The sequence below is a fragment of the Candidatus Rhabdochlamydia oedothoracis genome, assembly GCF_019453995.1.
GTDB classification, from domain to species: Bacteria; Chlamydiota; Chlamydiia; order Chlamydiales; family Rhabdochlamydiaceae; genus Rhabdochlamydia; species Rhabdochlamydia oedothoracis.
The window spans coordinates 1,346,801-1,371,665 of the sequence record NZ_CP075587.1; the positions used below are offsets into that span (position 1 = coordinate 1,346,801).

General features: G+C 36.2%; 22 protein-coding genes and 3 pseudogenes. 11 read left to right on the forward strand and 14 right to left on the reverse strand.

Features of this window, described 5'->3' with window-relative positions:
- Window positions 1-42: 42 nt before the first annotated feature.
- The 8 genes and pseudogenes from RHABOEDO_RS07490 to RHABOEDO_RS07525 form a co-directional block, all read right to left on the reverse strand.
- Window positions 43-714: an HAD family hydrolase gene (locus RHABOEDO_RS07490; RefSeq protein ID WP_215216839.1), complete on the reverse strand. Its 672-nt coding sequence runs from the start codon at window positions 712-714 to the stop codon at window positions 43-45.
- The gene (locus tag RHABOEDO_RS07495; RefSeq protein ID WP_215216838.1) at window positions 698-1,660 is read right to left on the reverse strand and encodes a gluconeogenesis factor YvcK family protein; all 963 of its coding nucleotides are present in this window, start codon (window positions 1,658-1,660) and stop codon (window positions 698-700) included. The genes RHABOEDO_RS07490 and RHABOEDO_RS07495 overlap by 17 nt, the downstream gene beginning before the upstream one ends.
- A 5-nt stretch (window positions 1,661-1,665) precedes the next feature.
- Window positions 1,666-2,382: a ribulose-phosphate 3-epimerase gene (gene rpe, locus RHABOEDO_RS07500; RefSeq protein ID WP_215216837.1), complete on the reverse strand. Its 717-nt coding sequence runs from the start codon at window positions 2,380-2,382 to the stop codon at window positions 1,666-1,668.
- Between the two features lie 44 nt (window positions 2,383-2,426).
- Complete coding sequence (locus RHABOEDO_RS07505; protein WP_215216836.1) at window positions 2,427-4,343, reverse strand: hypothetical protein; 1,917 nt, start codon at window positions 4,341-4,343, stop codon at window positions 2,427-2,429.
- Window positions 4,344-4,351: 8 nt separating this feature from the next.
- Window positions 4,352-5,134, reverse strand: a complete 783-nt coding sequence (locus tag RHABOEDO_RS07510) for an aspartate kinase (protein WP_215216835.1) — start codon at window positions 5,132-5,134, stop codon at window positions 4,352-4,354.
- A gap of 480 nt (window positions 5,135-5,614) precedes the next feature.
- Complete coding sequence (locus RHABOEDO_RS11550; protein WP_220017891.1) at window positions 5,615-5,920, reverse strand: IS30 family transposase; 306 nt, start codon at window positions 5,918-5,920, stop codon at window positions 5,615-5,617.
- 94 nt (window positions 5,921-6,014) lie between these two features.
- Window positions 6,015-6,290: pseudogene (locus RHABOEDO_RS07520) on the reverse strand (transposase); the annotation flags it as partial.
- Between the two features lie 47 nt (window positions 6,291-6,337).
- On the reverse strand, window positions 6,338-6,541 hold the full coding sequence (locus tag RHABOEDO_RS07525; protein WP_215217408.1) for a hypothetical protein: 204 nt from the start codon (window positions 6,539-6,541) through the stop codon (window positions 6,338-6,340).
- 206 nt (window positions 6,542-6,747) lie between these two features.
- Between RHABOEDO_RS07525 and rpsA the strand changes: the two genes are divergently transcribed.
- The 5 genes from rpsA to RHABOEDO_RS11810 all read left to right on the forward strand — a co-directional run bounded on the left by rpsA (window position 6,748) and on the right by RHABOEDO_RS11810 (window position 12,968).
- On the forward strand, window positions 6,748-8,511 hold the full coding sequence (gene rpsA / locus RHABOEDO_RS07530; RefSeq protein ID WP_215217409.1) for a 30S ribosomal protein S1: 1,764 nt from the start codon (window positions 6,748-6,750) through the stop codon (window positions 8,509-8,511).
- A gap of 128 nt (window positions 8,512-8,639) precedes the next feature.
- Window positions 8,640-9,917, forward strand: a complete 1,278-nt coding sequence (nusA, locus tag RHABOEDO_RS07535) for a transcription termination factor NusA (protein WP_215217410.1) — start codon at window positions 8,640-8,642, stop codon at window positions 9,915-9,917.
- A 3-nt stretch (window positions 9,918-9,920) separates the two neighbouring features.
- A complete protein-coding gene (gene infB / locus RHABOEDO_RS07540; RefSeq protein ID WP_215217411.1) occupies window positions 9,921-12,368 on the forward strand; it encodes a translation initiation factor IF-2 in 2,448 nt (815 codons plus the stop codon).
- Window position 12,369: 1 nt separating this feature from the next.
- Window positions 12,370-12,735, forward strand: coding sequence for a 30S ribosome-binding factor RbfA (gene rbfA / locus RHABOEDO_RS07545; protein ID WP_215217412.1), 366 nt, complete (start codon window positions 12,370-12,372; stop codon window positions 12,733-12,735).
- Between the two features lie 20 nt (window positions 12,736-12,755).
- Entirely contained in the window at window positions 12,756-12,968 is a 213-nt protein-coding gene (locus tag RHABOEDO_RS11810) for a hypothetical protein (RefSeq protein WP_215217413.1), read from the forward strand.
- A gap of 39 nt (window positions 12,969-13,007) precedes the next feature.
- Here the strand turns inward: RHABOEDO_RS11810 and RHABOEDO_RS07555 are convergent, their stop codons facing one another.
- Window positions 13,008-14,021: an IS30 family transposase gene (locus tag RHABOEDO_RS07555; protein ID WP_215216525.1), complete on the reverse strand. Its 1,014-nt coding sequence runs from the start codon at window positions 14,019-14,021 to the stop codon at window positions 13,008-13,010.
- 78 nt (window positions 14,022-14,099) lie between these two features.
- Between RHABOEDO_RS07555 and RHABOEDO_RS11560 the strand changes: the two genes are divergently transcribed.
- A complete protein-coding gene (locus RHABOEDO_RS11560; protein WP_215217736.1) occupies window positions 14,100-14,273 on the forward strand; it encodes a winged helix-turn-helix domain-containing protein in 174 nt (57 codons plus the stop codon).
- A gap of 139 nt (window positions 14,274-14,412) precedes the next feature.
- Window positions 14,413-14,712 carry a pseudouridine synthase family protein gene (locus tag RHABOEDO_RS07565; protein WP_245397498.1) on the forward strand — a complete coding sequence of 100 codons (300 nt, stop codon included), beginning with the start codon at window positions 14,413-14,415 and terminating at the stop codon, window positions 14,710-14,712.
- 17 nt (window positions 14,713-14,729) lie between these two features.
- On the opposite strand, the gene RHABOEDO_RS07570 is transcribed toward RHABOEDO_RS07565, so the two are convergent.
- From RHABOEDO_RS07570 to RHABOEDO_RS07585, 5 genes and pseudogenes are all read right to left on the reverse strand, one after another.
- Window positions 14,730-16,220: a hypothetical protein gene (locus RHABOEDO_RS07570; protein WP_220017505.1), complete on the reverse strand. Its 1,491-nt coding sequence runs from the start codon at window positions 16,218-16,220 to the stop codon at window positions 14,730-14,732.
- 149 nt (window positions 16,221-16,369) lie between these two features.
- Window positions 16,370-16,495, reverse strand: a pseudogene (locus RHABOEDO_RS07575) (IS5/IS1182 family transposase); the annotation flags it as partial.
- A gap of 199 nt (window positions 16,496-16,694) precedes the next feature.
- Window positions 16,695-16,934: pseudogene (locus tag RHABOEDO_RS10910) on the reverse strand (IS5/IS1182 family transposase); the annotation flags it as partial.
- Window positions 16,935-17,051: 117 nt separating this feature from the next.
- Window positions 17,052-17,768: a hypothetical protein gene (locus RHABOEDO_RS07580; protein ID WP_215216924.1), complete on the reverse strand. Its 717-nt coding sequence runs from the start codon at window positions 17,766-17,768 to the stop codon at window positions 17,052-17,054.
- Between the two features lie 308 nt (window positions 17,769-18,076).
- Window positions 18,077-19,075 carry a hypothetical protein gene (locus tag RHABOEDO_RS07585; RefSeq protein ID WP_215216925.1) on the reverse strand — a complete coding sequence of 333 codons (999 nt, stop codon included), beginning with the start codon at window positions 19,073-19,075 and terminating at the stop codon, window positions 18,077-18,079.
- A 249-nt stretch (window positions 19,076-19,324) separates the two neighbouring features.
- Between RHABOEDO_RS07585 and ychF the strand changes: the two genes are divergently transcribed.
- The 4 genes from ychF to sctV all read left to right on the forward strand — a co-directional run bounded on the left by ychF (window position 19,325) and on the right by sctV (window position 24,860).
- Complete coding sequence (ychF, locus tag RHABOEDO_RS07590) at window positions 19,325-20,419, forward strand: redox-regulated ATPase YchF (protein WP_215216926.1); 1,095 nt, start codon at window positions 19,325-19,327, stop codon at window positions 20,417-20,419.
- An 8-nt stretch (window positions 20,420-20,427) separates the two neighbouring features.
- A complete protein-coding gene (locus RHABOEDO_RS07595) occupies window positions 20,428-21,558 on the forward strand; it encodes a THUMP domain-containing class I SAM-dependent RNA methyltransferase (protein ID WP_215216927.1) in 1,131 nt (376 codons plus the stop codon).
- 87 nt (window positions 21,559-21,645) lie between these two features.
- Complete coding sequence (gene sctU, locus RHABOEDO_RS07600; protein WP_215216928.1) at window positions 21,646-22,731, forward strand: type III secretion system export apparatus subunit SctU; 1,086 nt, start codon at window positions 21,646-21,648, stop codon at window positions 22,729-22,731.
- Complete coding sequence (gene sctV / locus RHABOEDO_RS07605) at window positions 22,728-24,860, forward strand: type III secretion system export apparatus subunit SctV (protein WP_215216929.1); 2,133 nt, start codon at window positions 22,728-22,730, stop codon at window positions 24,858-24,860. Before sctU ends, sctV begins: the two co-directional genes overlap by 4 nt.
- Window positions 24,861-24,865: the final 5 nt, after the last annotated feature.

The window sequence follows — 24,865 nt, forward strand, 5'->3', positions numbered from 1 at the left end:
TTTTTCCATACTTTCAAAATGAAAATGTTAGTTTAAGATCATTTATCTCAACTCTCTTAAGTCGCCCAGTTCTACTAAACTCGAAATGCGATAAGTAATTTTAGCTTTAGATGTTTTTTCTTTAGCGCTTAAGCCTCTACCACATAATACATGTACTGTTTTACAGTTTAATTGTATCGCTGGTTCAAGATCCAAAGAGATGCGATCCCCACAAACCATTACTTGCTCTGGGCTATAGTCAAATTCTGCTAAAAGCCTTTCGTAATGAGGCTTTTTATTCCTATCTTCAGATACAACAATCTTACTAAAAAGAATTGGATCAATACCAGATTTTTCTAGTTTTTGCCTTTGTAAAGAATCTTTTCCTATTGTTACCAAACACAAACTGTGCTTTTTTCTCTTTAATAAATGCAGGGTTTCAACAGCTAATTCTAAGGGGAAAATAGGCATATCTAATGTAAAATTAGTGAGTTGCTCCTTGCCGATATTGATAAATTCAAGATCTTCACGCATAATGACAATAAATTCTTTTAAAGCTTCTTCCGCATTTGAAGCTTGCTTATTAAGCTCTCTTAAAAGAAAAAGTGTCTGATAAAAGTTCTGTGCTTTAAAACCTTTATTTACCATTGCACGCAAACTACGTTCGAGCAATACATGTGTAATACAATCAGATGTTTTAACTAGTGTATCATCAAGATCAAAGATAATTAACAATTTTTATCAACTCTTGTGCTAATTTTTTAGAATCGTGGCGAATAAGGCTTCTTTTTAACAAGTCTTTTTTAGGAATTTCTTTTGGTCCCCCTAAAAGAGGAGAAGCGATAATTCGATCATCTTTTAAATCATTTTCTACAATTTGACCCTCATCGGAATAGACCTCTATTAATTCCTCAGGAGGGGGCTCATTATTAACTAAAATATAATCAAAAATGTCTTTTCCAATAAAACGAACGATTTCTTCTAAATAATTGCTAACTTTAAATCCGGTGGTTTGTCCTTTACGATTCATTAAATTCACCACAAATACTTTTTTTGCGGTAGAAGCGCAAAGAGCTACGCTTAGTCCTTCGACGAGTAAATTAGGAATTAAAGAAGTATGAAGTCCCCCCGGGCCTAAAACAATCACATCGGCATTGATAATTTCATCAATTGCATAGGGGTTTGCTTTAGGAAAAGGTTCTAAATAAATGCTTTTATATCCTTGATCAATCTCATGAGAAAGATATACTTCTCTTTCTCCTTCTAGTAATTTCCGATTGCTTAAAAGCATTTTTAAACGCACCTGATGAGTGGTCACAGGAATAACCTTACCTTTGATAAATAAAATTTTACCCATTTCTTCCACAGCTTTCTCAAAACTACCTGTTACCTTCTCTAGAGCAGAAAGAAGAAGATTTCCAAAGCTATGCCCTTCTAATCCCCCGTTTTCAAAACGATAATTCATTAAAGAGCGCATCATATTAGAAGAGTTTGAAAGAGCGATTAAACACTGTCTGACATCTCCAGGAGGCAGCACCCCTAGTTCATCTCGCAAGATTCCCGTGCTTCCCCCATCATCAGCCATAGAAACAATAGCACTTAAATTAACAGGATAATCTTTTAATCCCCTTAACACGGTAAAGTTACCCGTTCCACCACCGATTATAACTACTTTTTTCATAAGAACTACTTAAGAGTTTTCAAACTAGTAATTGCTTGGGCCATATTTGGTGCACTGTAAATATAACTTCCGGATACTAAGACATTCGCTCCTGCTTCTACACACTGACGAGCTGTCTCATGGTTTATCCCACCATCTACTTGGATGGCAAAAGGAAACACAGGCGCTTTTTCTTGTTGCAGCTCACTTAGAAATCTGCCCCCTTTATATAACTTCATCTGATTGCAAATATCACGCGCAAATTGAATCTTTTCTAGCATCTCAGGTATAAATTTCTGCCCACCATGCCCTGGGTTTACCGTCATTAAAAGAAGCAAATCGCATTTATCTAAAAATTTCACAATCATGGATGAACTTGTTTCTGGACAAAAAGCTAAACCGGCTTCTATTCCACACGCTCGAATCAATTGAAGAGTCTCTTCCACATTTTCTGTTGCTTCAAAGTGAAAGGTAATTCGGTCAGCGCCAGATTTTACAAATTGTTCTATGTAATTGTAAGAGTTATACATCATCAGATGCACATCTAGAAAAAGATTTGTTGCACGATTTATTGCTGCAACAGCTTTAGGCCCTAAACTCAAGTTAGAAACAAAGTGTCCATCCATAATATCGATATGCAATGCATCTGCACCAGCTTCTTCTACTTTTTTAGCCTCCAAAGCCAATTTGCCAAAATCAGCGGAAAGAATCGAAGGGACAACTTGAATCAAAGAGCGTTTCATAGATTAAACTCGTTTTAAGCAGAAAATTTTTTAAGTTTTTAGAATTAGAAGTCAAGAGCATCTTGGATAGTATTTATAAATAGTATTTTTTTTTGTGTATCTTCTTCTAAATAGCCATAACACAAATAATCCCATTCCGCAGCACGAAATAAAACCGCAATAAGCTGAGAAGAAGAAATTTGTAATCGAGCAACTTTTTCCAAAACCTTAGATTTTAACGAATGATCCAAATAAGATAAAACAAAAAAACAAGAACCCGGTTTCATCTGATAAATAAATCGCGTATTGTTTTTTTTATCTTTATTCTTCTCAAAGAGGTCTAAAAACAGAAAAAATAATTCCTTTAAACGCAAAGGATCAAAAATTGTACTGAGTTCTTTGGGGTAGATAGAATGGAAAAAATATTCTAACAGCAGGTTTTCTTGTTTTTTTAATCGACAGCACATTTTCTTTAATTCGCTAAAACGCTCATGTTGTTTAGTAATCATTCCTCCATTAAAATCTCTAAACTCTCCAATCACTTTTTCTAACTCTTTTGCTACAAATTGACGCGCTTGAAATAAGTCGACTCGATGATCGGATCGTATAAAAGAACGAGAAGCAATCCGCAGACGAAAGACCGAAGCTTCTTTTGGGTATTTCTTTCTTAGCATCCCCACCTGTTTAATTCGATCAGGAATAAAAACAAGAGAAGAATGACTAAATAGCTGCTGTATAGATGGATCCAATATTTGACGAACACGCACAAGGATTACTGTAAATAAAAGATCTGCTTCTAATTGCTCATCAAAATTAATAATAACCTGAGGGATATCCCGAAAATAACGCAATTGTTTGGATAAAAGAATCATATTACGCATCACCTCTTCTTCATTACGCGGGATAAATAGAGGGTGCATTAAACTATGGATACCGTTTTCTACTTCATCCATGAGTTTCTCATTAAGTTTTTTTAGCTCTTGTGAAGAAATTTCTGATTTATCTTTTTTTTCCAATTCTAGATAAATTAAATGAACTTGACCTTCTTCATAAGAGAAATAAGACCCTTCGATATAATGAAAATCAGGAAAACAGCTTTCGATCATTCTCATACAATGAACTTGTTCGAACTGTTCGTCATCGTTCAGAAAATGAATAGCGATAAATACTCCTAAAACCTTTTCAAAACCTAAAGGCATTTGCAACCAAGTTTTACGCAATTTGATTTTAATCAATCTCTCCGCCGAGCAGTTTTCTGTTTGACTAACCAATGCACGCTTCAATACATAAAATACCGATATAATCCGAGCCATATGCGTACAATCGCGATACGCTTTAAATTCTTGTCTTGTATTAAATAAAAAATGTTGCATTTGGTGAAAGATATCATAATCAAAATCTTGCGGTCTTTTTTGAATCAGTAAGGAAATTCTTTCTTGAATGAATAAATTTTTCTGATCTGCGGATAATCCTTTATTTTCTAAAATACAACTTGCCTGGTAGACAGAAGTTGAACCTAAGCGAATTTCATTCTGTAAAAACAAGAAGTTATTATGCATTTTTTTCAATTCTATCCCATCATTGGCTGAAATTACCATTTCAGATAGACAAAAAGGATCTGAACCAGAATAAGAAAACACAAAATCACAACTAAAAAAAGAGCAAATATGGGGTTTTTTTCCTGGAAGTAACCATCGATCTATGATTTCATAAAAAAATTTGGCAGGATTTCCTATTTTTTTACAGAGTAATGAAATCTTAAGAAAATAAGAGTCTTTTTCTTTAAAAGAAGTCTGAATGAGTGGTAATTTCTGTACAAAATCGCTAAATAGATTGCCTTTCTCTATTTCTTCAAAGGCAATACATTTCATCAATGCATCTTGTAATTTACCACAGTAGAATAGGTGGTCATCTTTCGTACTTTGATTAAGAATCGTAACTATATCAAAAATATTTGACGGGATTTTCAGAAGATTTTGCATAGCACCTCTTAAATTCTTAGATGCTCCCATTCATACAAAAAATTCGGTTTTTTTGCACAGTTCAAATTACTAATGGTAGTTCCTGTTGAATTTGGATGAAGGAAAGAGCTTACTTGTAGGCTAATTTGATGAGCTGCAGCTAAGATAATGCAGCGAGGGTGTAAAATTTTACTTTGATTTTCTGCTAATTCTAATGCTTTCTCATAGGAAATATTTTTTAACAGTTCTGCTTCAGGATAAGTTTTTGGGTCCATGGAATAAATTCCCTCTACATCTTTATAGAATTGAACCATCTTACAAGAAAGTGCAATGGCAAGCGCAACAGCTGTTATATCAGAACCACCCCTACCTAAAGTTGTAATCTCTTTATTTTTACTAATTCCTTGAAAACCAGCTACGATCACCACTTTGCCAGATTCTAATTCCTTGGATAATCGCTCTTTATTCACATAGATAATCTTTGCATTTACATGGCATGAGGAAGTAATAATACCAGCCTGTTCTCCCGTTAGGCTAATAGCCTCTATCCCTTCTTTATGAAGAGCCATTGCTAGAAGAGTCATGCTAAAGACCTCCCCTGTAGAAACAAGCATATCTAGCTCTCTTAAAGGGGGTCTGGAATCTATTTTCTTAGCCACTTGAAGGAGTTGATCGGTCACGCCTTGCATTGCGCTCACTACAACGCAAACAGAGTGAGAGCTTAGTTTGGCTTTTATCATTTTACTAATACGATAAAAAGATCCCAAATCGGCTAAAGCAGCCCCTCCAAATTTTAAAACAATTTTTTTCATAATCATCTATAAGCTTAAATTTTTAAGAAGATTCATTTTAACTAAGGCCCTTTCAACCTCGAAGTGCACAAAAAAGAACATATAAATACTTGAAAAAACATCTATTGTGCACCCGAGCATAGCATGTTTGTAGATAATCTCCTAAACACTTCTAGTGGAGTTTTGAAGTTGAGAGCCTTTCTAGGTCTGTTATTTAGTATAAGTTTCCACCCTTTCCATATCCTTGGAAGTCGTATCTAAAAAGCTTTGTGTTTTAGGAAAATATTGCCTAACTAGTCCGTTTGTATGCTCATTTAAGCCTCTTTCCCAAGAATGGTAGGGCAGAAGTCTGTCTCTAGCTCGAAACTAACCATTTAGTGATAGACAAATTCTTTTCCGTTGTCTGCTGTTAATGTGTGTACAAAATCTTTGATAGGTTTAAGTTGTTCAATTAACGCTTGACTTACTTCCTCTGCAGTTTTATGAGAAACTTTGGCGAGCTTAATTTAGCTTGGAAGTTCTTTCTACCATTGATACAATTACGCCTTTATGTCCTGCCCCTATGACTGTATCTAGTTCCCAGTCTCCTAAACGAGCCTTTTTTTCTACAATACAAGGCCGTTGCTTAATATCTATACGACCAGGGATGTTCCCTCTTCCAGAAGTTCCCTTTCTCTGCTTGTTATATTTTTTCCCTCGATGACGGAGCTCTCTATAAAGATGTCCTCCCTGTCGTTTATCTTTCCAGATATGATTATAGATGGTCTCATGACTAACATGTCTTTTAATCCATCCGGATATCTGTATAGGGCTTTATTGCAACTTGATTTTTTCTTCAATACGGGTAACTATTTGAGGAGTCATTTTTTTATTGGGCTGAGAATTTTTTCTAAGAGCCTGTTTAAAATCTTTTCAAAAGTAGAGCAATAAAAGCGAGAACCACCATACTCAGGCTTGTATGTAGTTTTCTTTCGCAATTTTTCCATAGCCTGCGACATTTTTCTATCCACGCAAAAGAACGCTCTACAACCCATCTTTTGGAAATAACTGTAAAATTATGAAGTGTATTTCTTTTAGCTATTTCTACTATACATCCTAATATCTCCTGCACGCTCTTTGCAAATTTTTCTCCAGAATATCCTCCATCTGCTAAAACACTTTTTACAACGAACAAATGGTTTTTATGTAGTGAAAATGCTTCTATGATGCCTTACTGAAAAGATTTTAAACAGGCTCTAAGAAATGCTTTTTCTTGAGCTTGCTGATGACGGTATCCTCGTTGCCCTTTATTTCTCTTAAGTTCGCTACTAATGAGCTAGATGTATCTCCTCTAGCTTGTAAAATATAAATCTGATATCTTTGGTCATAGATTAGGTGATGGTAGCCTTTAGGCAAGGTCTCTTTTTGTGTTTGATTGTTAAAAATCACAATAGAGATTCTTTCATCGCCTACCTATTCTTTTTTTTAATTCTTCTGTGCACTTCAAACTTGAAAAGACATAACATGCAATAGTTGACAATCTGATTTTACATCTCTCCCCTATCCAGAGAATGAAGGTGAAATTACGATTGATTTTATTACGAATCATTTGATAGTCTTTCTCCTTATCAATAAAACGCAGGAGAAACCCTTAAATGTCTAACAAAGAATTAAACGACTGGAACGTAAGTAACATCATCGATGATGCTGAGTTTCAAGAGGAAGAAGCCAAACAATTCAAAAATTTACTCAACAAAAAAGAGGAAATTGCCGGAAAAGGTTCCGTCGCGTTAATGAATACTGGTCAAATTTTAATGGGTCAAATTGTAGAAATTACAAAAGACTTTGTGATCATAGATGTAGGGTTAAAATCTGAAGGACTTGTTCCAATCAATGAATTTTCTGACACTGAAGAACTCGATGAAAACAGCTCCATTGAAGTGTATCTTGATCAGGCAGAAGGAGAAGATGGACAAATCGTACTTTCTCGAGAAAAAGCTCGTCGCCAAAGACAATGGGAGTACATTGTACATCATTGTAAAGAAGGCTCTATTGTCAAAGGAAAAGTCATTCGCAAAGTAAAAGGCGGTCTCATGGTGGATATTGGCATGGAAGCTTTTTTACCAGGTTCTCAAATTGATAATAAACGCATTAAAAATCTCGATGAGTTTATTGGACAAAGCTATGACTTTAAGATCCTAAAAATCAATACAGAGCGTAAAAATATCGTTGTGTCCCGCCGCGAAATTTTGGAAGAAGAGCGTATCTCACGTAAAGCAGAGCTTTTAGAAAATATTCACGAAAGGGAAATCTGCAAAGGCTGCGTAAAAAACATCACCGATTTTGGAGTCTTTTTAGATCTCGATGGCATCGATGGTCTACTACACATTACAGACATGACTTGGAAGAGAATTAAGCATCCCTCGGAGATGGTCTCTTTAGGACAAGAGCTAGAAGTAATCATCCTGCATGTCGATAAAGAAAAGGGGCGCGTTGCTTTAGGAATGAAGCAAAAAGAGACCAATCCTTGGGAAGAAATTGAAAAGAAGTACCCTTCAGGCACACGGGTAAGAGGCAAAATCGTTAACCTTGTTCCTTATGGGGCTTTTATCGAAATTGAACCAGGTATCGAAGGGCTCATTCACGTATCAGAAATGTCTTGGGTAAAAAATGTAACAGATCCTAGCGAAGTTGTGAATAAAGGAGATGAAGTAGAAGCTATTGTTCTCTCTGTTCAAAAAGAAGAAGGAAAGATTTCTCTCGGGCTTAAGCAAACAGAGAAAAATCCATGGGACGATGTAGAAAAAAAATACCCTTGCGATTGCTGTGTGAATGCAGAAATTCGTAATTTGACCAATTATGGCGCTTTCGTAGAGCTAGAGCCAGGTGTAGATGGGTTAATTCACATTTCTGATTTGAGCTGGATTAAAAAAGTGTCACATCCTTCAGAAGTGCTTAAGAAAGGTGATCGAGTAGATGCTGTGATTTTATCTGTAGACAAAGAGAGTAAGAAAATCACTCTTGGCTTAAAACAGCTAAGCAATAACCCTTGGGAGAGTATTGAAAAAACAATGCCTATTGGATCTTTAATTCAAGGAATTGTTACAAAAATCACAGCCTTTGGTGCTTTCATAGAGCTTTCTAACGGAATTGAAGCTCTAGTGCATGTAACAGAACTCTCCGATCAACCTTTTGGAAAAGTAGAAGAAGTGGTTAATAAAGGAGAAGAAATTACAGCTAAAGTAATTAAGCTTGATCCCGAACATAAAAAAATTGGCTTATCCATTAAAGAGTACTTAATTGATGAAAATAAATTTAACAGAGACGATATTGTCGTAGGAGGATCTAAAGCTTCTTCTCATGACAAAAAGCGTAAGAAAACCTCTTCAAAAGAACCTAATAACCACCCAGAAGAGTAAAAATACAGCTCAGTACAAATTAAATTTTTTAATTTATGCTGAGCTGATATGTTTTATCTTAAACAACAAATGCTAACTCTGACTAATTATTTAAGTCAAAAGTAAACACTAAGAGAAAAAGAGGCAAGATGAACAAAGATCTAGTCGCAATCTTCGAATATCTTGAAAGAGAAAAAGGAATTAAACGAGATGTAGTAATTTCTGCGATCGAAGAATCGCTATACGTGGCTGCTCGTAAAAGTATCCACGGCGGTTTGATTAATGTTTCTGTACAGGTTAACCCTAAGACAGGAGATATTAATGTAATAGCCCAAAAAGAAGTAGTAGAGCTCGTTACTATTCCAGAAGAAGAGATCTCTCTTGCGGAAGCACGCGTGCTTCATCCCGATTGTGAACTAGGACAGTTTGTTGACATTTCTGTTATTCCACAAAACTTTGGTAGAATTGCCGCACACACAGCAGGTCAAATCATCTCTCAAAAATTACGTCATGCAGAAAGAGATGTGATTTATGAAGAATACCGTCATCGGATCAATGAAATTGTTTCAGGTACAGTGAAAAAAGTCATTAGAGAAAAAACCTTAATCATTGATTTAGGAAAAGTTGAAGGTATTTTACCTAGCCGATTTTATCCAAAAACAGAAGAGTATAACTTAGGTGATCGAGTACAAGCCCTTCTATTTGAAGTAAGAGATACAGAAAATGGCGGAGCAGAAGTGATTTTATCTCGTAGCCACCCTGAATTTGTTGCACAATTGTTTTCACAAGAAGTCCCTGAAATTGCAGATGATACAATTGTTATAGAAAAAATAGTGCGTGCAGCTGGCTATCGCACAAAGATTGCAGTTAGTTCCCAAGATCCAAAAGTAGATCCTGTTGGAGCTTGTGTAGGAGTACGTGGAAATCGCGTCAAAAATATCATACGCGAGCTAAATAATGAAAAAATTGACATCATCCCTTTTAACAGTGATGCCACCACCTTGCTTAAATCCTCATTAGCACCGATAGAAATTAAGAAAATGATCGTTGATGAGCAAAGAAATGTCATCACTATCGTGATTAATGATGAAGATTATCCTGTAGCTCTTGGTAAAGGTGGAAGAAATGCCCGTTTAAACGGAGAGCTATGCGGCTCTGATCTACAAATACAAAAAATGAGCCATTACAAAGCTAATATGAATCTTGAGCACGCACAAATGGCTTCTGCCGATGATCCAACTTTAGATGAGCCGCTTACCATTGAAGAAGTTAGCAGCAGAATGATTATAGAAAGCTTAATTAGTGCTGGGTATGATACTCCTCGAAAAGTGTTAAATGCAACACCTGAACAATTGGCAATTATACCGGAAATCAGTTTAGAAATGGCGGACAAAATTTTAGAAAAAATTCGCAAAAAAAGAGGTTAAGAGTTGGCCAAGAATTTAAAAATAAATATAAAAAACGCACAACTTGCAGAAGCTCTTAAGCTCACTCGAGAAAAAAAACCTGTGCTCCGAAAAAAAGAAGAGAAAAAAGAACCTTTATCGGTTGAATTATCCCCTACTCCCACGGTAGAAGCGCCATCTTTCTCTTCTTTAAAACCTACTCCTGCTGAGCAACTCACAAAGGGGAAACCTATTCAGCAGAAGCCTCCTGTTGTAAAAACAGAGTCCACTCATTCAACAGCTAAGCCAGAATATCGCCATAAACCGCAACCGTTTAGAACAAATTTCCCTCCGCAACACCCCTCTTTTAGGCAAGATACAAGACCTAACACTCCATCTTCTTCTAGGCCTCCCTATCCCGCTCGAGCTGGATATCCGAGTGCTCTAAAAAGACCTCCTTTATCTAAAGATGTACCTATTCCAAAGGCTTCCGATGCTCCTAAAAAAGACTCTTTTAAACCAACACCACGTGAATCGGAAGACAAAAATCAGCGTTCTAAAACAGCTCATGAAATACGGCCAGCCAAAAAATCACCGCAAAAAACATTTGATGCCCGTGATAGAAAAGGACTACGTGATGATTTAGACGATCAAGGCTGGAGGAGAAGGCGCCCTCATCATAAAATGCGTTCTCACAAGAAAGAAGAGGTTGTTATTAGGCCTAAAGAATTAAAGATTCACCTGCCTATTACTATAAAAGATCTTGCTTCTGAAATGAAACTTAAAGCATCTCAGCTCGTTGCTAAATTGTTTATGAAAGGGATTATGCTCACTTTAAACGACTATCTAGATGATGAAACCACCATTCAATTATTAGGGCATGATTTTGACTGTGAAATCACCATTGATACAACAGAAGAAGATCGACTTCGAATTACTGATAAGACGATTAAACAAGAAATTCAAGCTAGTCAAACCGATGAATTGATTATTCGTCCCCCTGTAATTGCCTTTATGGGGCATGTAGATCATGGTAAAACCAGTTTAATCGATGCTATTCGCAAATCAAATATTGTCTCCTCAGAAGCCGGTGATATTACCCAACATATCGGAGCATTTAAGTGTCATACAGAATCAGGCGACATTACCATTTTAGACACACCAGGTCATGAAGCCTTTTCCTCTATGCGCGCCAGAGGAGCAGATGTAACAGACATCGTCGTTCTTGTCATTGCAGGTGATGAAGGGATAAAAGCTCAAACGGTAGAAGCCATCGATCAAGCTAAAGCAGCTGGCGTTCCTATTTTAGTAGCTATCAACAAATGTGATAAACCAAACTTTGACGCAGACAACATTTATCGTCAATTAGCAGATAAAGATTTGCTAACAGAAGCTTGGGGCGGACAGGTCATTACTGTAAATTGTTCGGCTGTGACAAAGCAAGGTATTAAAGAAATGCTCGAAATGTTAGCTCTTCAAGCAGAAGTTCTTGAGCTAAAAGCCAATCCTAAATCTAGAGCTCGAGGAACTGTGATTGAATCAGAAATGCACAAAGGGTTAGGTCCGGTTGCTACCGTGCTTGTGCAGAATGGCACCTTAAACTTAGGTGATGCTATCGTGTTTGCTCAACATTATGCAAGGGTTAAAACCATGCACAATGAACTCAAAAAAGAAATTACAACAGCAGGGCCCTCTTCTCCTGTAAAAATTACAGGTCTTTCTGGACTGCCAGAAGCTGGTAGCGAATTTATTGTCGTTAAAAATGAAAAAGAAGCTATTGAAATTGCTCAAAAACGCTCTGAAGGACAACGTCATCACAATATGATGCAACAACCTAAACGAGTTGGTTTAGAGAACTTTTTAGATAATTCAGTGCAAAAGAAAGTTCTTAATCTCATTTTACGTGCTGACGTGCAAGGCTCTGTTGAAGCATTAAAAAACTCTTTGTTAAAAATTCAGTCTAAAAAAATTGAATTAAATATTATCTCCGCAGCTGTTGGAGAGATCTCTGAATCAGACGTACAACTAGCGCAAAATACAAAAGCGATGATTATCGGTTTTCATAGCCAAGTTGAGAGCCATGCAGAGAATTTAATCAAAACCTTAAAAGTAACGGTTAAGCTCTATGATATTATCTATCATGCGGTTGATGAAGTAAGAGCTTTAATGCGGAGCATGTTAGATAAAATTCCTCAAGAGAACGATGTGGGCTCAGCAGAGGTAAAAGCGATATTCAAATCCTCTCATTTAGGTATCATTGCTGGTTGTATGGTAACCGATGGAACTATTAAGCGCTCTTCTCAGCTGCGCTTATTACGAGATGGGCAAGTCATTTGGAAAGGAACTATGCAATCTCTTAAAAGAGTAAAAGAAGATGTGCGTGAGGTTTCTAAAGGATATGAATGTGGGATTGTATTGCCAAACAATAATGACATTAAAGTAGGAGATATATTCCAAGCTTATGAAATAACCTATTTAGACCAAGAGCTATAATATGGCAAAAAATCGAGTTGCAAGGTTAAATTCTTTGCTAAAAGAGGTTATTTCAGAAGTAATTCGTGAAGATGTGGATAACCCGCATGTTAATCAATTTGTTTCTGTAACCCAAGTAGAAATCACCAGCGATCTTCATCATGCTAAAGTATACATCAGTGTAATTGGAAATCAAAAGGTAAAAGAAGAAACCATTGAAGCCCTGCAATCTGCTGCAGGCTTCATTGCAGTTCATTCTTCTAAAAAAGTGGTTATGCGCTACTTCCCTAACCTTACCTTTAAGTTAGATACCTCTGTGGATAAACACGCGCGTATTGATGCCGTATTGGGAAAGATCCGAGAAGAACAAAAATCTCGTAAAAATTAATGCCTAATTTTGAAGGTATTTTGCCATTTAATAAACCCATTGGCAGAACCTCTTTTAACTTGGTATCTAGCCTACATAAATTAACCAACAATAAAACCATCGGTCATGCAGAAAGGCGTTACTATAAAACTTATTTAGAAGGTGGCAAAGAAGCATTGCTGAATTTGAACTATGCAGGAAAGGCATGCCGGCTTAATCAAGGCCAACTTAAACAACGGCCCTTTCAACCTTGAAGTGCACAAAAAAGAACATATAAATACTTGAAAAAACATCTATTGTGCACCCGAGCATAGCATGTTTGTAGATAATCTCGTAAACACTTCTAGTGGAGTTTCGAAGTTGAGAGCCTTTCTAGGTCTGTTATTTAGTAAAGTTTCCACCCTTTCTATATCCTTGGAAGTCGTATCTAAAAAGCTTTGTGTTTTAGGAAAATATTGCCTAACTAGTCCGTTTGTATGCTCATTTAAGCCTCTTTCCCAAGAATGGTAGGGCGTTGCAAAGTAGAAGTCTGTCTCTAGCTCGAAACTAACCATTTGGTGATAGGCAAATTCTTTTCCGTTGTCTGCTGTTAATGTGTGTACAAAATCTTTGATAGGTTTAAGTTGTTCAATTAACGCTTGACTTACTTCCTCTGCAGTTTTATGAGAAACTTTGGCGAGCTTAGTTAGCTTGGAAGTTCTTTCTACCATTGATACAATTACGCCTTTATGTCCTGCCCCTATGACTGTATCTAGTTCCCAGTCTCCTAAACGAGTCTTTTTTTCTACAATACAAGGCCGTTGCTTAATATCTATACGACCAGGCATGTTCCCTCTTCCAGAAGCTCCCTTTCTCTGCTTGTTATATTTTTTCCCTCGATGACGGAGCTCTCTATAAAGCTGTCCTCCCTGTCGTTTATCTTTCCAGATATGATTATAGATGGTCTCATGACTAACATGTTCTTTACCATGTCTTTTAAGCCATCCGGATATTTGTATAGGGCTCCATTGCAACTTGATTTTTTCTTCAATACGGGTAACTATTTGAGGAGTCATTTTTTTATTGGGCTGAGAATTTTTTCTAAGAAATGCTTTTTCTTGAGCTTGCTGATGACGGTATCCTCGTTGCCCTTTATTTCTCTTAAGTTCCCTACTAATAGTGCTATGATGAACTTTTAGAATGTTTGCTATTGAGCTAGATGTATCTCCTCTAGCTTTTAAAATATAAATCTGACATCTTTGGTCATAGGTTAGGTGATGGTAGCCTTTAGGCAAGGTCTCTCCTTGTGTTTGATTGTTAAAAATCACAATAGAGATTCTTTCATCGCCTGCCTATTCTTTTTTTAATTCTTCTGTGCACTTCAAACTTGAAAAGACTAACTAAAAATCTATGTAAAAGAAGAAGCTCCCAGTTCAGCTAAACAAGTTGTCAATTTTGCCAAAGACCACTTTGGAATATGTTATACACCATCAGCTATGGTTTCTTTATTGCATCGGTTAAACTTTACCTATAAAAAGCCTAAGAGCCTGTTTAAAATCTTTTCAAAATTAGAGCAATAAAAGCAAGAAGCACCATATTCGGACTTGTATGTAGTTTTCTTTCATCTGCTAAAACATTTTTTACACCGAACAAATGGTTTTTATGTAGTGAAAATGCTTCTATACACCCATTTCTGTCAGTGATATTAGCGGTGGTAATGTGATACGATTTAGCACGCAAAGGCATCTTCATCCCACGAGCCCCGTTACGGTTACCATCAAAATAGAACTTATTTCCTACATCTACCCTTACATACAGCTAAAGGTAGATTGTTCCAAAGGCACCTATATCCGCTCTTTAGCACATGATATAGGCATCCTTCTCGAATCAGGAGCCCATCTATCTCAGCTTAACAGAACAAAAAGCGGCCTCTTTCAGCTCATCCATTGCTGCGATGGAGAGCGTTTATTTGAAATAGGCTATAATTGGTCTGATTATTTACAAAGAAACAGCTTATAGAGCTTCAGGTTTCAAGGCTACCAGCTTTCATCATGGTCAGATTCATTCTCTGAATCTGAACTAGAAGGTACCAAGCTCTTTCTTCTATTGCTCATTGGTTCCAACATAGGACTGCTTTTCATTGTGGCTAATATACCACTAGCAATTGTATTCCGAGTACTAATGCCAGAATCTTCCTCTTTTAATTTTTTAATATGATCCTCTATCTTTTTTAATTTTTTAGTACAATACTTTCGTGTTTTTTCGGGAAGGTTTTGACATTTAGATAAAATATTTAACAAACATTGTATGCATTCCATAATTTTTACAAGAGAATCTAAGTCTTTTATTTTTTCAAAAATATTGTCCGTACATGAACTAATTGGATCTTTCATTTGTTCTTTTAGATCAAATTTATTATTGAATTTATTCACTTTATTGCTAAAGTATTTTTTCCACTCATTCGAGAGTTTAGATTTGCTAATATCTTGACCTTTTTCATAACAAACTCTAACTAATTCAAGCAATAAAGTCGATGGGTAATCTTTAACAGTTTGCCTCATATAGTCAATAGTAAGTACTTTATTTAGCTTTGGTCTTTCTTTAATTTGTTCTGGCCATCCTTTACTGGTTATAGACTCTTTTGAAGTACTAGGTTTGTCTGCATCAACTTCTTCTCGTATCCTTTTACCTTTATTAACAGGTGCATTTAATGAACTCTTTGAACTTGGCAGCGGTGGTGGTGGTGGAATATTTGGTGGTTGCAAATTACCTTTATTAACAGGTTCATTTAATGAACTCTTTGAACTTGGCAGCGGTGGTGGTGGTGGAATATTTGGTGGTTGCAAATTACCTTTATTAACAGGTTCATTTAATGAACTCTTTGAACTTGGCAGCGGTGGTGGTGGTGGAATATTTGGTGGTTGCAAATTACCTTTATTAACAGGTTCATTTAATGAACTCTTTGAACTTGGCAGCGGTGGTGGTGGAATATTTGGTGGTTGCAAATTACCTTTATTAACAGGTTCATTTAATGAACTCTTTGAACTTGGCAGCGGTAGTGGTGGAATATTTGGTGGTTGCAAATTACCTTTATTAACAGGTTCATTTAATGAACTCTTTGAACCTACTCCGCTTCCTATCTGTTCTTCAAAAAGACTCTGAGTTTTAGTTGCTCCTGAAGGCATCTCTTTTGTATGCAAAGGACTAATTTTTCTATTTACTAAATAAGCAATACCTATAACTCCTATAGATCCAATAGCAGGAAGTAATACTGACCAAATACAGGATACAAGCAATCCAACACCTCCTGCTAACCCTAAAGCAGATGAAACAAATCGAAGACTGTGTTTTTGAATAAAACTAGGTTGTTGCAAAACAGGAGATACCTTAGATCCTTGATTATTTGATTGTTGAGATAATAACACAGGATGGGTTTGATTATTTAATAATGGAAATATATTACCAAAATCAACCACTAATCGATTACTTGATAAATCGAAGTTTCCTTGTACTGTAAGCTGTGTCATATAAACCTTTAATTAAAAAATTAAATTTATAAAATTAATTCATCATTTTATATTAGAGAATCTCCTAATCGCCCAAGACTTGTATAAAATAAGCTTGCTCATTTTAGAAGATCTTAGAATGGAAATAAGTAATAGAGTTCTTCTAACACCTAAATTTTAAGTTCATAGTTGTACAATCCTGCCAAAAGACTGAAGCGTAATCCAAATCTTTTTCTCCTATTCCGATAGCGGTCTGAAATTATTTTGAATCGTTTTAACATTCCTATCACGTTCTCTAGCGGCGGAATTCTTCTGGTTTCAGGTTTTTAATGTTCTCAAATCTCATATCACCTCACGAGTGAAGCAATATATACTAGTTTGATTTCAAATTAAGAATTGCATAATTAGGTTTTTTTGAAAAAACTACTCTATCTTTCAAGAAGATGTTATTTTTTATATAAAAAATGTTTATGCATTCAAACTCTTAGAGCCTGTTTAAAATCTTTTCAAAAGTAGATCAATAAAAGCTAGAACCACCATATTCAGGCTTGTATGTAGTTTTCTTTCTCAATTTTTCCATAGCCTGCGACATTTTTCTATCCACGCAAAAGAACGCTTTACAATCCATCTTCTAGAAATGACTGTAAAAGTATGAAGTGCATTTCTTTTTGCTATTTCTAATATATATTCTAATATTTCCTGTACACTCTTTCCAAATCTTTCTCCAGAATATCCTCACTTTTGAAAAGATTTTAAACAGGCTCTTACAAACTCTTAATTTGAATGCAAACGAGTATAGTAGCTTAGATGGTAATTAAAATTTAGATTTCAGAAGAACTCTAATAAATAACGCTATTTTTCAGTTTGATTAGAATTGTCAGCATCAGATTGAATTTGCTCAATAAAATTTGCTGTTTCCTGTGCTTTCTGCGGTTTGTCTAGCTGTACATATAAATGTTCTATAATGCTTAAAGTTGAGACTACAGATAATTCTTTTATCTTTCTTTGAGCTTCTGTAAGCTTAATAGTTATTTGATTTTTTTTCTTTCGTTCTACCAGGTCAGCATCTAATGTTTTTAGATATTTTTGTAGGTCTTTTACAAGATACATTTTAGTAGCTTTAGGAGAACTCCACGAAAAAAACAAGAATTTTTTAGATTTTTTTACTTCTTCAGGCATTTCTTTTGTTTTTTCTGTTAAACAGGAAAGGCAAGCTGTTAATAAACCGCATTTTTTTTCTTCAGTATAATTATTAATGGCATCCTTAAATCCATTTACTACTTCGTTTTCATTTGATTGCTCTACTTGTCTTTCATCCTTCAATCCATTTACTACTTCGTTTTCATTTAATTGCTCTACTTGTCTGTTTTTTAACATAATAGCAGCTGTAGTGGCTGCTATTACTCCAGTGCATATTGCTGCTGGTATCAATGCTGAAGCAAATACAGAAGCAACTAAGGCAGAAACAGCTAAAAATCTTACAGCACCTGTTTTAGAAGGGAGTCGTGACTCTTCTATGTTTTTCACATCAAAAAAGGAACAGGCAGCATTTAACATTACACTACTCATAAGAATTTCCTCGGATTAATTTAAAATATTAAAAGCGTTATTTTTAAGAATATAAAGTATTTAATGTACAGTATTTTATCTATTTACACTGCGTAACTTATATACGATTCAAAAAGTATCGTAACACTTAGAAATAGATAACATATAATCCTTACTTTATGATGATTTGCAACTTTTTTATTGGAAAATTATTTTATACTTGTTTGCATTCAAATTAAGAGTTTAAACACATAAACATTTTTATACAAAAGATAACATCTTCTTGCAAGATAGAGCAGTTTTTTCAAAAAAACCCAGTTATGCAATTCTTAATCTGAAATTAAACTAGTATATAAATCTGGATTTGCATCTTCTGTAAAATGCAGGGTTTTTTGAGACTCAAAAGTTTTTAATTGATTAATATATTCTCCAGCATGTTTTGCTTTATCAAGATGATACTTTTTTTCTGTTTCGTTTTCATACTTGTTTTGCTCTTGACTTATTTTTTGATGTAGCTTTTGTACAGTTTCCATAATTAAAGAAGGATTAGCTTTTTCTAGGGGCTTTTGTTGATCATTAACCTGTAGTATTTGATACCATTTAGGATCTAACTTTGCCAAGTTCTGGAATTCCTTGCTGTCTTCATCAAAATAATTTTTAAGCTTTTTTTCAAAATATGTTTGTGTGTTAATCGATTTCAGCCCGCTTTTTTTACTTAAAGATTTAGGCATACTTTCTGGACTCTTCCTGCGCAAATATAAGTAACAGATTGTCAATAAGCCATGTAGATCTGTTAGGCTAAGACTATCTATCTTTCCCAAAGAATTTAAGAAAGCTTCTTGTACATCTGTAGGACCTTCTTCTCGAATCTCTTCTGTTATTGGCTGCATGAATGCTGTTGATCTAATCGAACCTTCTCTTGTCATAGTTTTCTCAAGATCATTTTCTTGGCTAGTTCGTGATACTGTTGATGCAGACCTTGTTAAGGTTCCATCAAAAACTTCTCTAGCAGTTACAGCGGAGTCTTTCGAAGTTTTTTCGTCTAATTGAATAACCCTATTTTTCCATACGCAAGCGCCGGCTGCTATAGCTGCAAAACCCAATGCAGGTAACAATACTGAAGCAACAGCAGAGCAGATCAATCCAACAATAGCTAAAAATCTTATTGTCTCTATAACAGCTACATTACGAGTAGTATTACTTAAAACAACAACAGCTCTGGATTGCAACCCTTTTTTATCATCGGACCTTTCAACAAGGGATGAAGTAGAATCTAATGGTATTTCTAACGGAATACTTGGGGTTGTAAATACTACTGAACAAGCCATAAAAGCTCCTAATAAAATGAAATATTGTAAAAAGAACAGAAGTTTATTATTTTAATAAAAAATTTACGTTTTTATTATTTATAAATTAATATTGCTTTGATGTAATTAGTATTTAATATTAATTATACATTTGATCATAATAAAATCAATTTTAATTTCTAATTATTTTTAATTAGAAGTATATCCTTTCTCTTGTCAAGACAGAAAGAATGCTCTATTATTCTCTTTCTATTTCAAGCTAGGTATAAGATGCGAGAACTTTCTTGTGGAATCGTTGGTTTACCAAATGTGGGTAAATCCACTTTATGGAATGCATTGACGAAAAAAGCTGCGGCAGCGGCAAATTTTCCTTTTTGTACGATTGATCCTAATGTAGGGATTGTTGAGGTATATGATCCTCGACTAGAAGAGCTATCCAAGATCTCTAAAAGTGAAAAATTGATCTACTCAGCTGTGACTTATGTAGATATTGCAGGATTGGTAAAAGGTGCTTCTCAAGGAGAGGGCTTAGGTAATCAATTTTTAGCAAATATCCGAGAAAGCGATATCATTATTCATGCGGTTCGCTGTTTTGAGAATGATGATGTGCTCCATGTAGCTGGGAAAATCAATCCTATAGATGATATCGAAGTGATTCATTTAGAGTTGATTTTATCCGATCTACAGATGGTAGAAAATATTCTTGTTAAGGTAGAAAAACAGGCTAAGGGAAAAAAAGAGCTTCAAGATACAGTTGTGTGTCTAAAAAAAGCACGCGACCATTTGAATCAAAATCACCCCTTACGTACTTTAGCTCTTACTCAAGAAGAGAGTGTCTTGTTGAAGAATTATCCTTTTCTTACCAATAAAAAAGTATTGTATGTAACAAATGTTTCCGAACGCGATTTGCCGAATATGAATAACCCCTATGTGGAAAAGGTTCGCACGTATGCAGAAAAAGAGGGAAATATCGTTGTCCCCATTTGTGCAAAAATAGAAGAAGAAATAGCCCAACTAAGCGATAAAGATGCTTTAGATTTCTTGGAAGATTTAGGTATTAAGGAAACAGGTTTGAATCGCTTGATAAAAGCCTCATTTGATAGTCTTGGACTCATCACTTATCTTACTACTGGAAAAATGGAAACTAGAGCATGGCCTATTAAAAAAGGAACTAAAGCTCCAGAGGCTGCAGGAGAAATCCATCATGATCTGCAAAAAGGCTTTATTCGTGCGGAGGTAGTCTCTTTTGAAGATATGGTCAAATACCAAGGAAGAATGGGGGCTAAGGAAGCAGGTCGCGTTCGTTCTGAAGGTAAAGAATACATCGTTCAAGACGGCGATGTGATGATTTTTTTTCATAATTAAAGGATTTCATGTTTGATTTACTATTTATTTCTTCAGCACATTGCACGCAAGAATTGCTAGCAAAAGAGATTGAAGAATTGGGTGTGTCCGATGTTCGTATCGGTCATTATGGGATTTTTCTTCCAAAAACAATGGATAATGTGTATTTGGTAAACTATTTGAGTAGACTAGCTAATCGAGTACTATGGCCTATTGCACAGTTTAGCTGCCGTCATAAAAAGGATTTATATCAAGAATCCCGAACGGTACATTGGGACGCCTTTTTAACTTTGCAAAAAACATTTGCCATTGATGCAAATGTCTCTCATCCTAATTTGCGCAATAGTTTATTTGCAGCACAAGTGCTCAAAGATGCTATTTGCGATCACTTTTGGGAGAAATACGAAAAGAGACCATCTGTTGACATCAAGAAGCCTGATCTACAATTGAATCTATTTATCCATAAAGGGCGTGCTACCATTAGTCTAGACACCTCTGGAGCTCCTCTTTATAAGCGTGGCTGGAAACAAGAAGGCGGCATTGCTACAATCCCTGAAACACTAGCTGCTACACTGCTTAAACTATCGGGCTTTACAGCAAAAGAGGTTATTTGCGATCCTTTTTGTGGAGCAGGAACACTATTAATTGAAGCTGCTTGTATAGCAACAAATACACCAGCTGGCTACTTCCGGAAAGAATGGGGGTTCTTATCCCATCCAGACTTTGATCAAAAGCGATGGTTGGAAATTAAACAAAGCTGGGATGCTAAGCGCATACCCTGTCCCTCTATTTGCGCTATTGGAGCGGATAAAGATCCAAACATGGTAGCTTTAAGCCAAAGGCATCTACAAAAAACAGGTTTTAGTAAACAAGTGATTGTTTGCAGGTCAGAGGTAGCTCATTTTAAACCTTCTTGCCTTCCCACTTTAATTGTAACAGATCCTCCATTTGGTAAAAGAATGATGCAATCTAATGATTTGATTGCCTGTTTTAACCAATTTCTTAAAACTCATTGTCTAGCTACTCCCTTTGCTTTTCTACTTTACCCTTCTGATAAAGGCGCGCAGTTAGAAAGAAATGGGATGCAAATCCTAAAACGTTGGCCACTTGCTCACGGGGGCTTAGGGGTAAGTTTGTTCTGCGTTCAGCATGCTGTTTAGTTTTTTTTCTTGACGCTGAGGGATATTGCCAGTATAGATGCACTTCGATTACAAAACTTTTAAGAAGTTTTACAGGATTTTTTTCTCATGGCCGAAAAAACAGAAAAGGCGACGCAAAAGAAACTGCGAGACGCACGTAAAAAAGGACAGGTTTCCAAGTCTCAAGACTTCCCTGCTGCCTTTACCTTTGTAGTATCGATAGCGACCACCATTATAAGCGCCACGTATCTCTTTAGGCTGCTTGCAGATTACATGATTGCCATGTTCAATCTTTCTAAAACTCAAATCGATTTACCCAATCGGGCTCCAGGAATTATTAAACAAGCCATCTTAGTGATCTTTCAAACAAGCGTTCCCATTATAGTCATAACGGCTTGTACTGGTGTTTTGGTGAACTTTCTGATTATTGGACCCATGTTTGCTTCTCAAGCAATGAAACCAGATATTAAACGATTAAATCCTGTTACCAACCTTAAGAACCTTTTTAAATTAAAAACACTCGTAGAGCTCACTAAGTCTATTTTAAAAATTTTAGGAGCTTTAATTATTATCTACTCGGTAGTTTGGAATATTCTACCCGATATTGTATCTACTGCTGCACTTCCTGTAGAAGCGAGTGCTTTAGTCTTTACGAATTTTCTAAATAAGGTAATTATTCGCATAGGGATCTTTTTTCTAGCAATTGCTATATTTGACCTCGCTTTTCAAAAAAGAACCTTTGCTAAAGAGATGATGATGGAAAAATTTGAGATTCGTCAGGAGTATAAAGACACAGAAGGAGATCCTCATATTAAAAGTAGAAGGAGGCAAACCGCACAGGAAATTGCTTATCAAGAAGGTCCACCTTCTGCTAAAAAAGCAAGAGCGATTATTACTAATCCTATACATATTGCAGTGGCCATTGATTATAAATCAGAAGCAGATCCTTCTCTAGAGCCCGCCCCTCGAATTATCACAATGGGAAAGGGTCTAGTGGCTGATCAGATTATCAAAGTAGCTCAAGCAAATAATATTCCCATTATGCGGAATGTACCTTTAGCACAAACCCTTTTTGCAAAAGGATCAATTGGCGATTATATACCTGAAGAGACCTATCAAGCTGTAGCAGAAATCCTAAGGTGGCTAGAAGGACTGGAATCATTAGAGACATCGGGAATGGAGTTATTTACATGAAAGATTTGCTGAATAGAATCACGCGCGCCTTAAGTAGTCAAAGAGCTCTAAATATCATTAATTCATCCAGTGATATTATTTTAGCTCTTTTCATCATCATGTTAATCATGGTGATTATTATCCCTGTTTCGCCAAACATGCTAGATAACTTAATTGCTATCAATTTAGCTGTTTCTATTTCTGTGTTAATGGTAGCTCTCTACATTCCTAAAGCGGTCAATCTTTCGATCTTCCCTTCTTTGTTGCTGATCACCACCTTATTTCGTTTAGGGATAGAGATCTCTGCCACCAAACAGATTTTGCTCCATGGATATGCAGGACACATTATTTACACTTTTGGAAACTTCGTCGTTGGAGGAAACTTCGTCGTTGGAGGAATTGTTTTCTTAATCATTACCATTGTGCAGTTCATCGTTGTAACCAAAGGGGCCGAAAGAGTCGCTGAAGTTGCTGCTAGATTTACTTTAGATGCAATGCCTGGAAAACAAATGAGTATCGATGCAGATATGCGAAGCGGTGTCATTGACGCCAATCAAGCAAGAGAGCTGCGTTTAGCCATCTCTAAAGAAAGCCAGATGTATGGAGCGATGGACGGAGCGATGAAATTCGTTAAGGGGGATGTCATTGCAGGGATTGTCATCGCATTAATTAACATCATCGGAGGTTTGATTATCGGAGTTGCTATGCGCAATATGACAGCTCTTCAAGCAGCTAAAACCTATACCCTTCTTTCTATAGGTGGTGGTTTAATCGCACAAATTCCCTCGTTGCTTATCTCTTTAACAGCGGGTATTGTGACAACTCGTGTTTCTTCAGAGAAAAAAGACTCTCATTTAGGGAAAGAAATCTCCTCACAGCTCTTAGGTCAACCTAAAGCCATTATGATTGCGGCTATAGTGATCTTTTTAATGGGCTTGATTAAAGGGTTTCCTACCCTTGTTTTTATCGTAATTTCTGTTGCTTTGGGTACAGTTGGCTTTGTGGTATGGTATAATGCTAATAAAGCCCTAGTTAAAGCGCAAGGCGGTATTTCTACGGCAAAAATGGATACCGATGTAGAAGGACATTCCATGATCCGAGGTGGAACGGATGATTATGCATTGACTCTTCCCATTGTTCTAGAAGTGGGTAAATCTCTCTCTACTGTCATTCGCAAAGAAAAACAAGGCTCTACTTTTGTAGAGGATATGATTCCTAAAATGCGTCTTGCCCTTTATCAAGATCTAGGAGTGCGTTTCCCTGGAGTACACGTACGCACTGATTCCCCTACTTTAGAATCTGATGAATACGCTATCTATTTAAATGAGGTGCCAACCGTCAGAGGTAAAATTGTTAAAAATGCCCTTTTAACAACGGAAAACCCAGAAACGCTGCGCCGTTATAATATTGCCTTTAGCACTACGAAAAACTCGATTGGTCAACCGTCTGTTTGGGTCGAAAACCGCTACCAAGAAGTCTTAAAAAAGGCAGGTATTAAATTTTGGAGACCTTTAGATGTGATGATCTTGCATCTTTCTTATTTTTATCGCCAACATGCAGCAGACTTTTTAGGAATTCAAGAGATGCGTGGTATTTTAGAATTTATTGAAAAATCTTATCCAGATCTAGTCAAAGAGGTAACACGCTTGGTTCCTCTGCAAAAGCTGACTGAAATTTTTAAACGCCTGATTCAAGAACAGATTTCCATCCGCGATCTACGCACTATTTTAGAAGCCCTAGCAGAATGGGCCCAATCGGAAAAAGACACCGTCTTGCTAACTGAATACGTTAGATCTTCTTTAAAACGCTATATCAGTTTCAAATACTCTCAGGGACAATCCATCCTATCTGTTTATTCTCTAGATCCAGAGATTGAAGATCTAGTGAGAGGAGCTATCAAACAAACCTCAGCAGGATCTTACTTAGCACTCGATCCTGATTCCGTACAGCTGATTTTACAAGCGATGCGCAATGTAATCACACCGGTTCCTGTAGGAGGACAACCGCCTGTATTACTCACTGCCATTGATGTAAGAAGATTTGTACGCAAATTAATCGAAGGAGAATTTCCCGATATGGCGGTCATTTCCTATCAAGAAATTGTACCTGAAATCCGCGTCCAACCTTTGGGTCGGATTCAACTTTCATAGAAGAG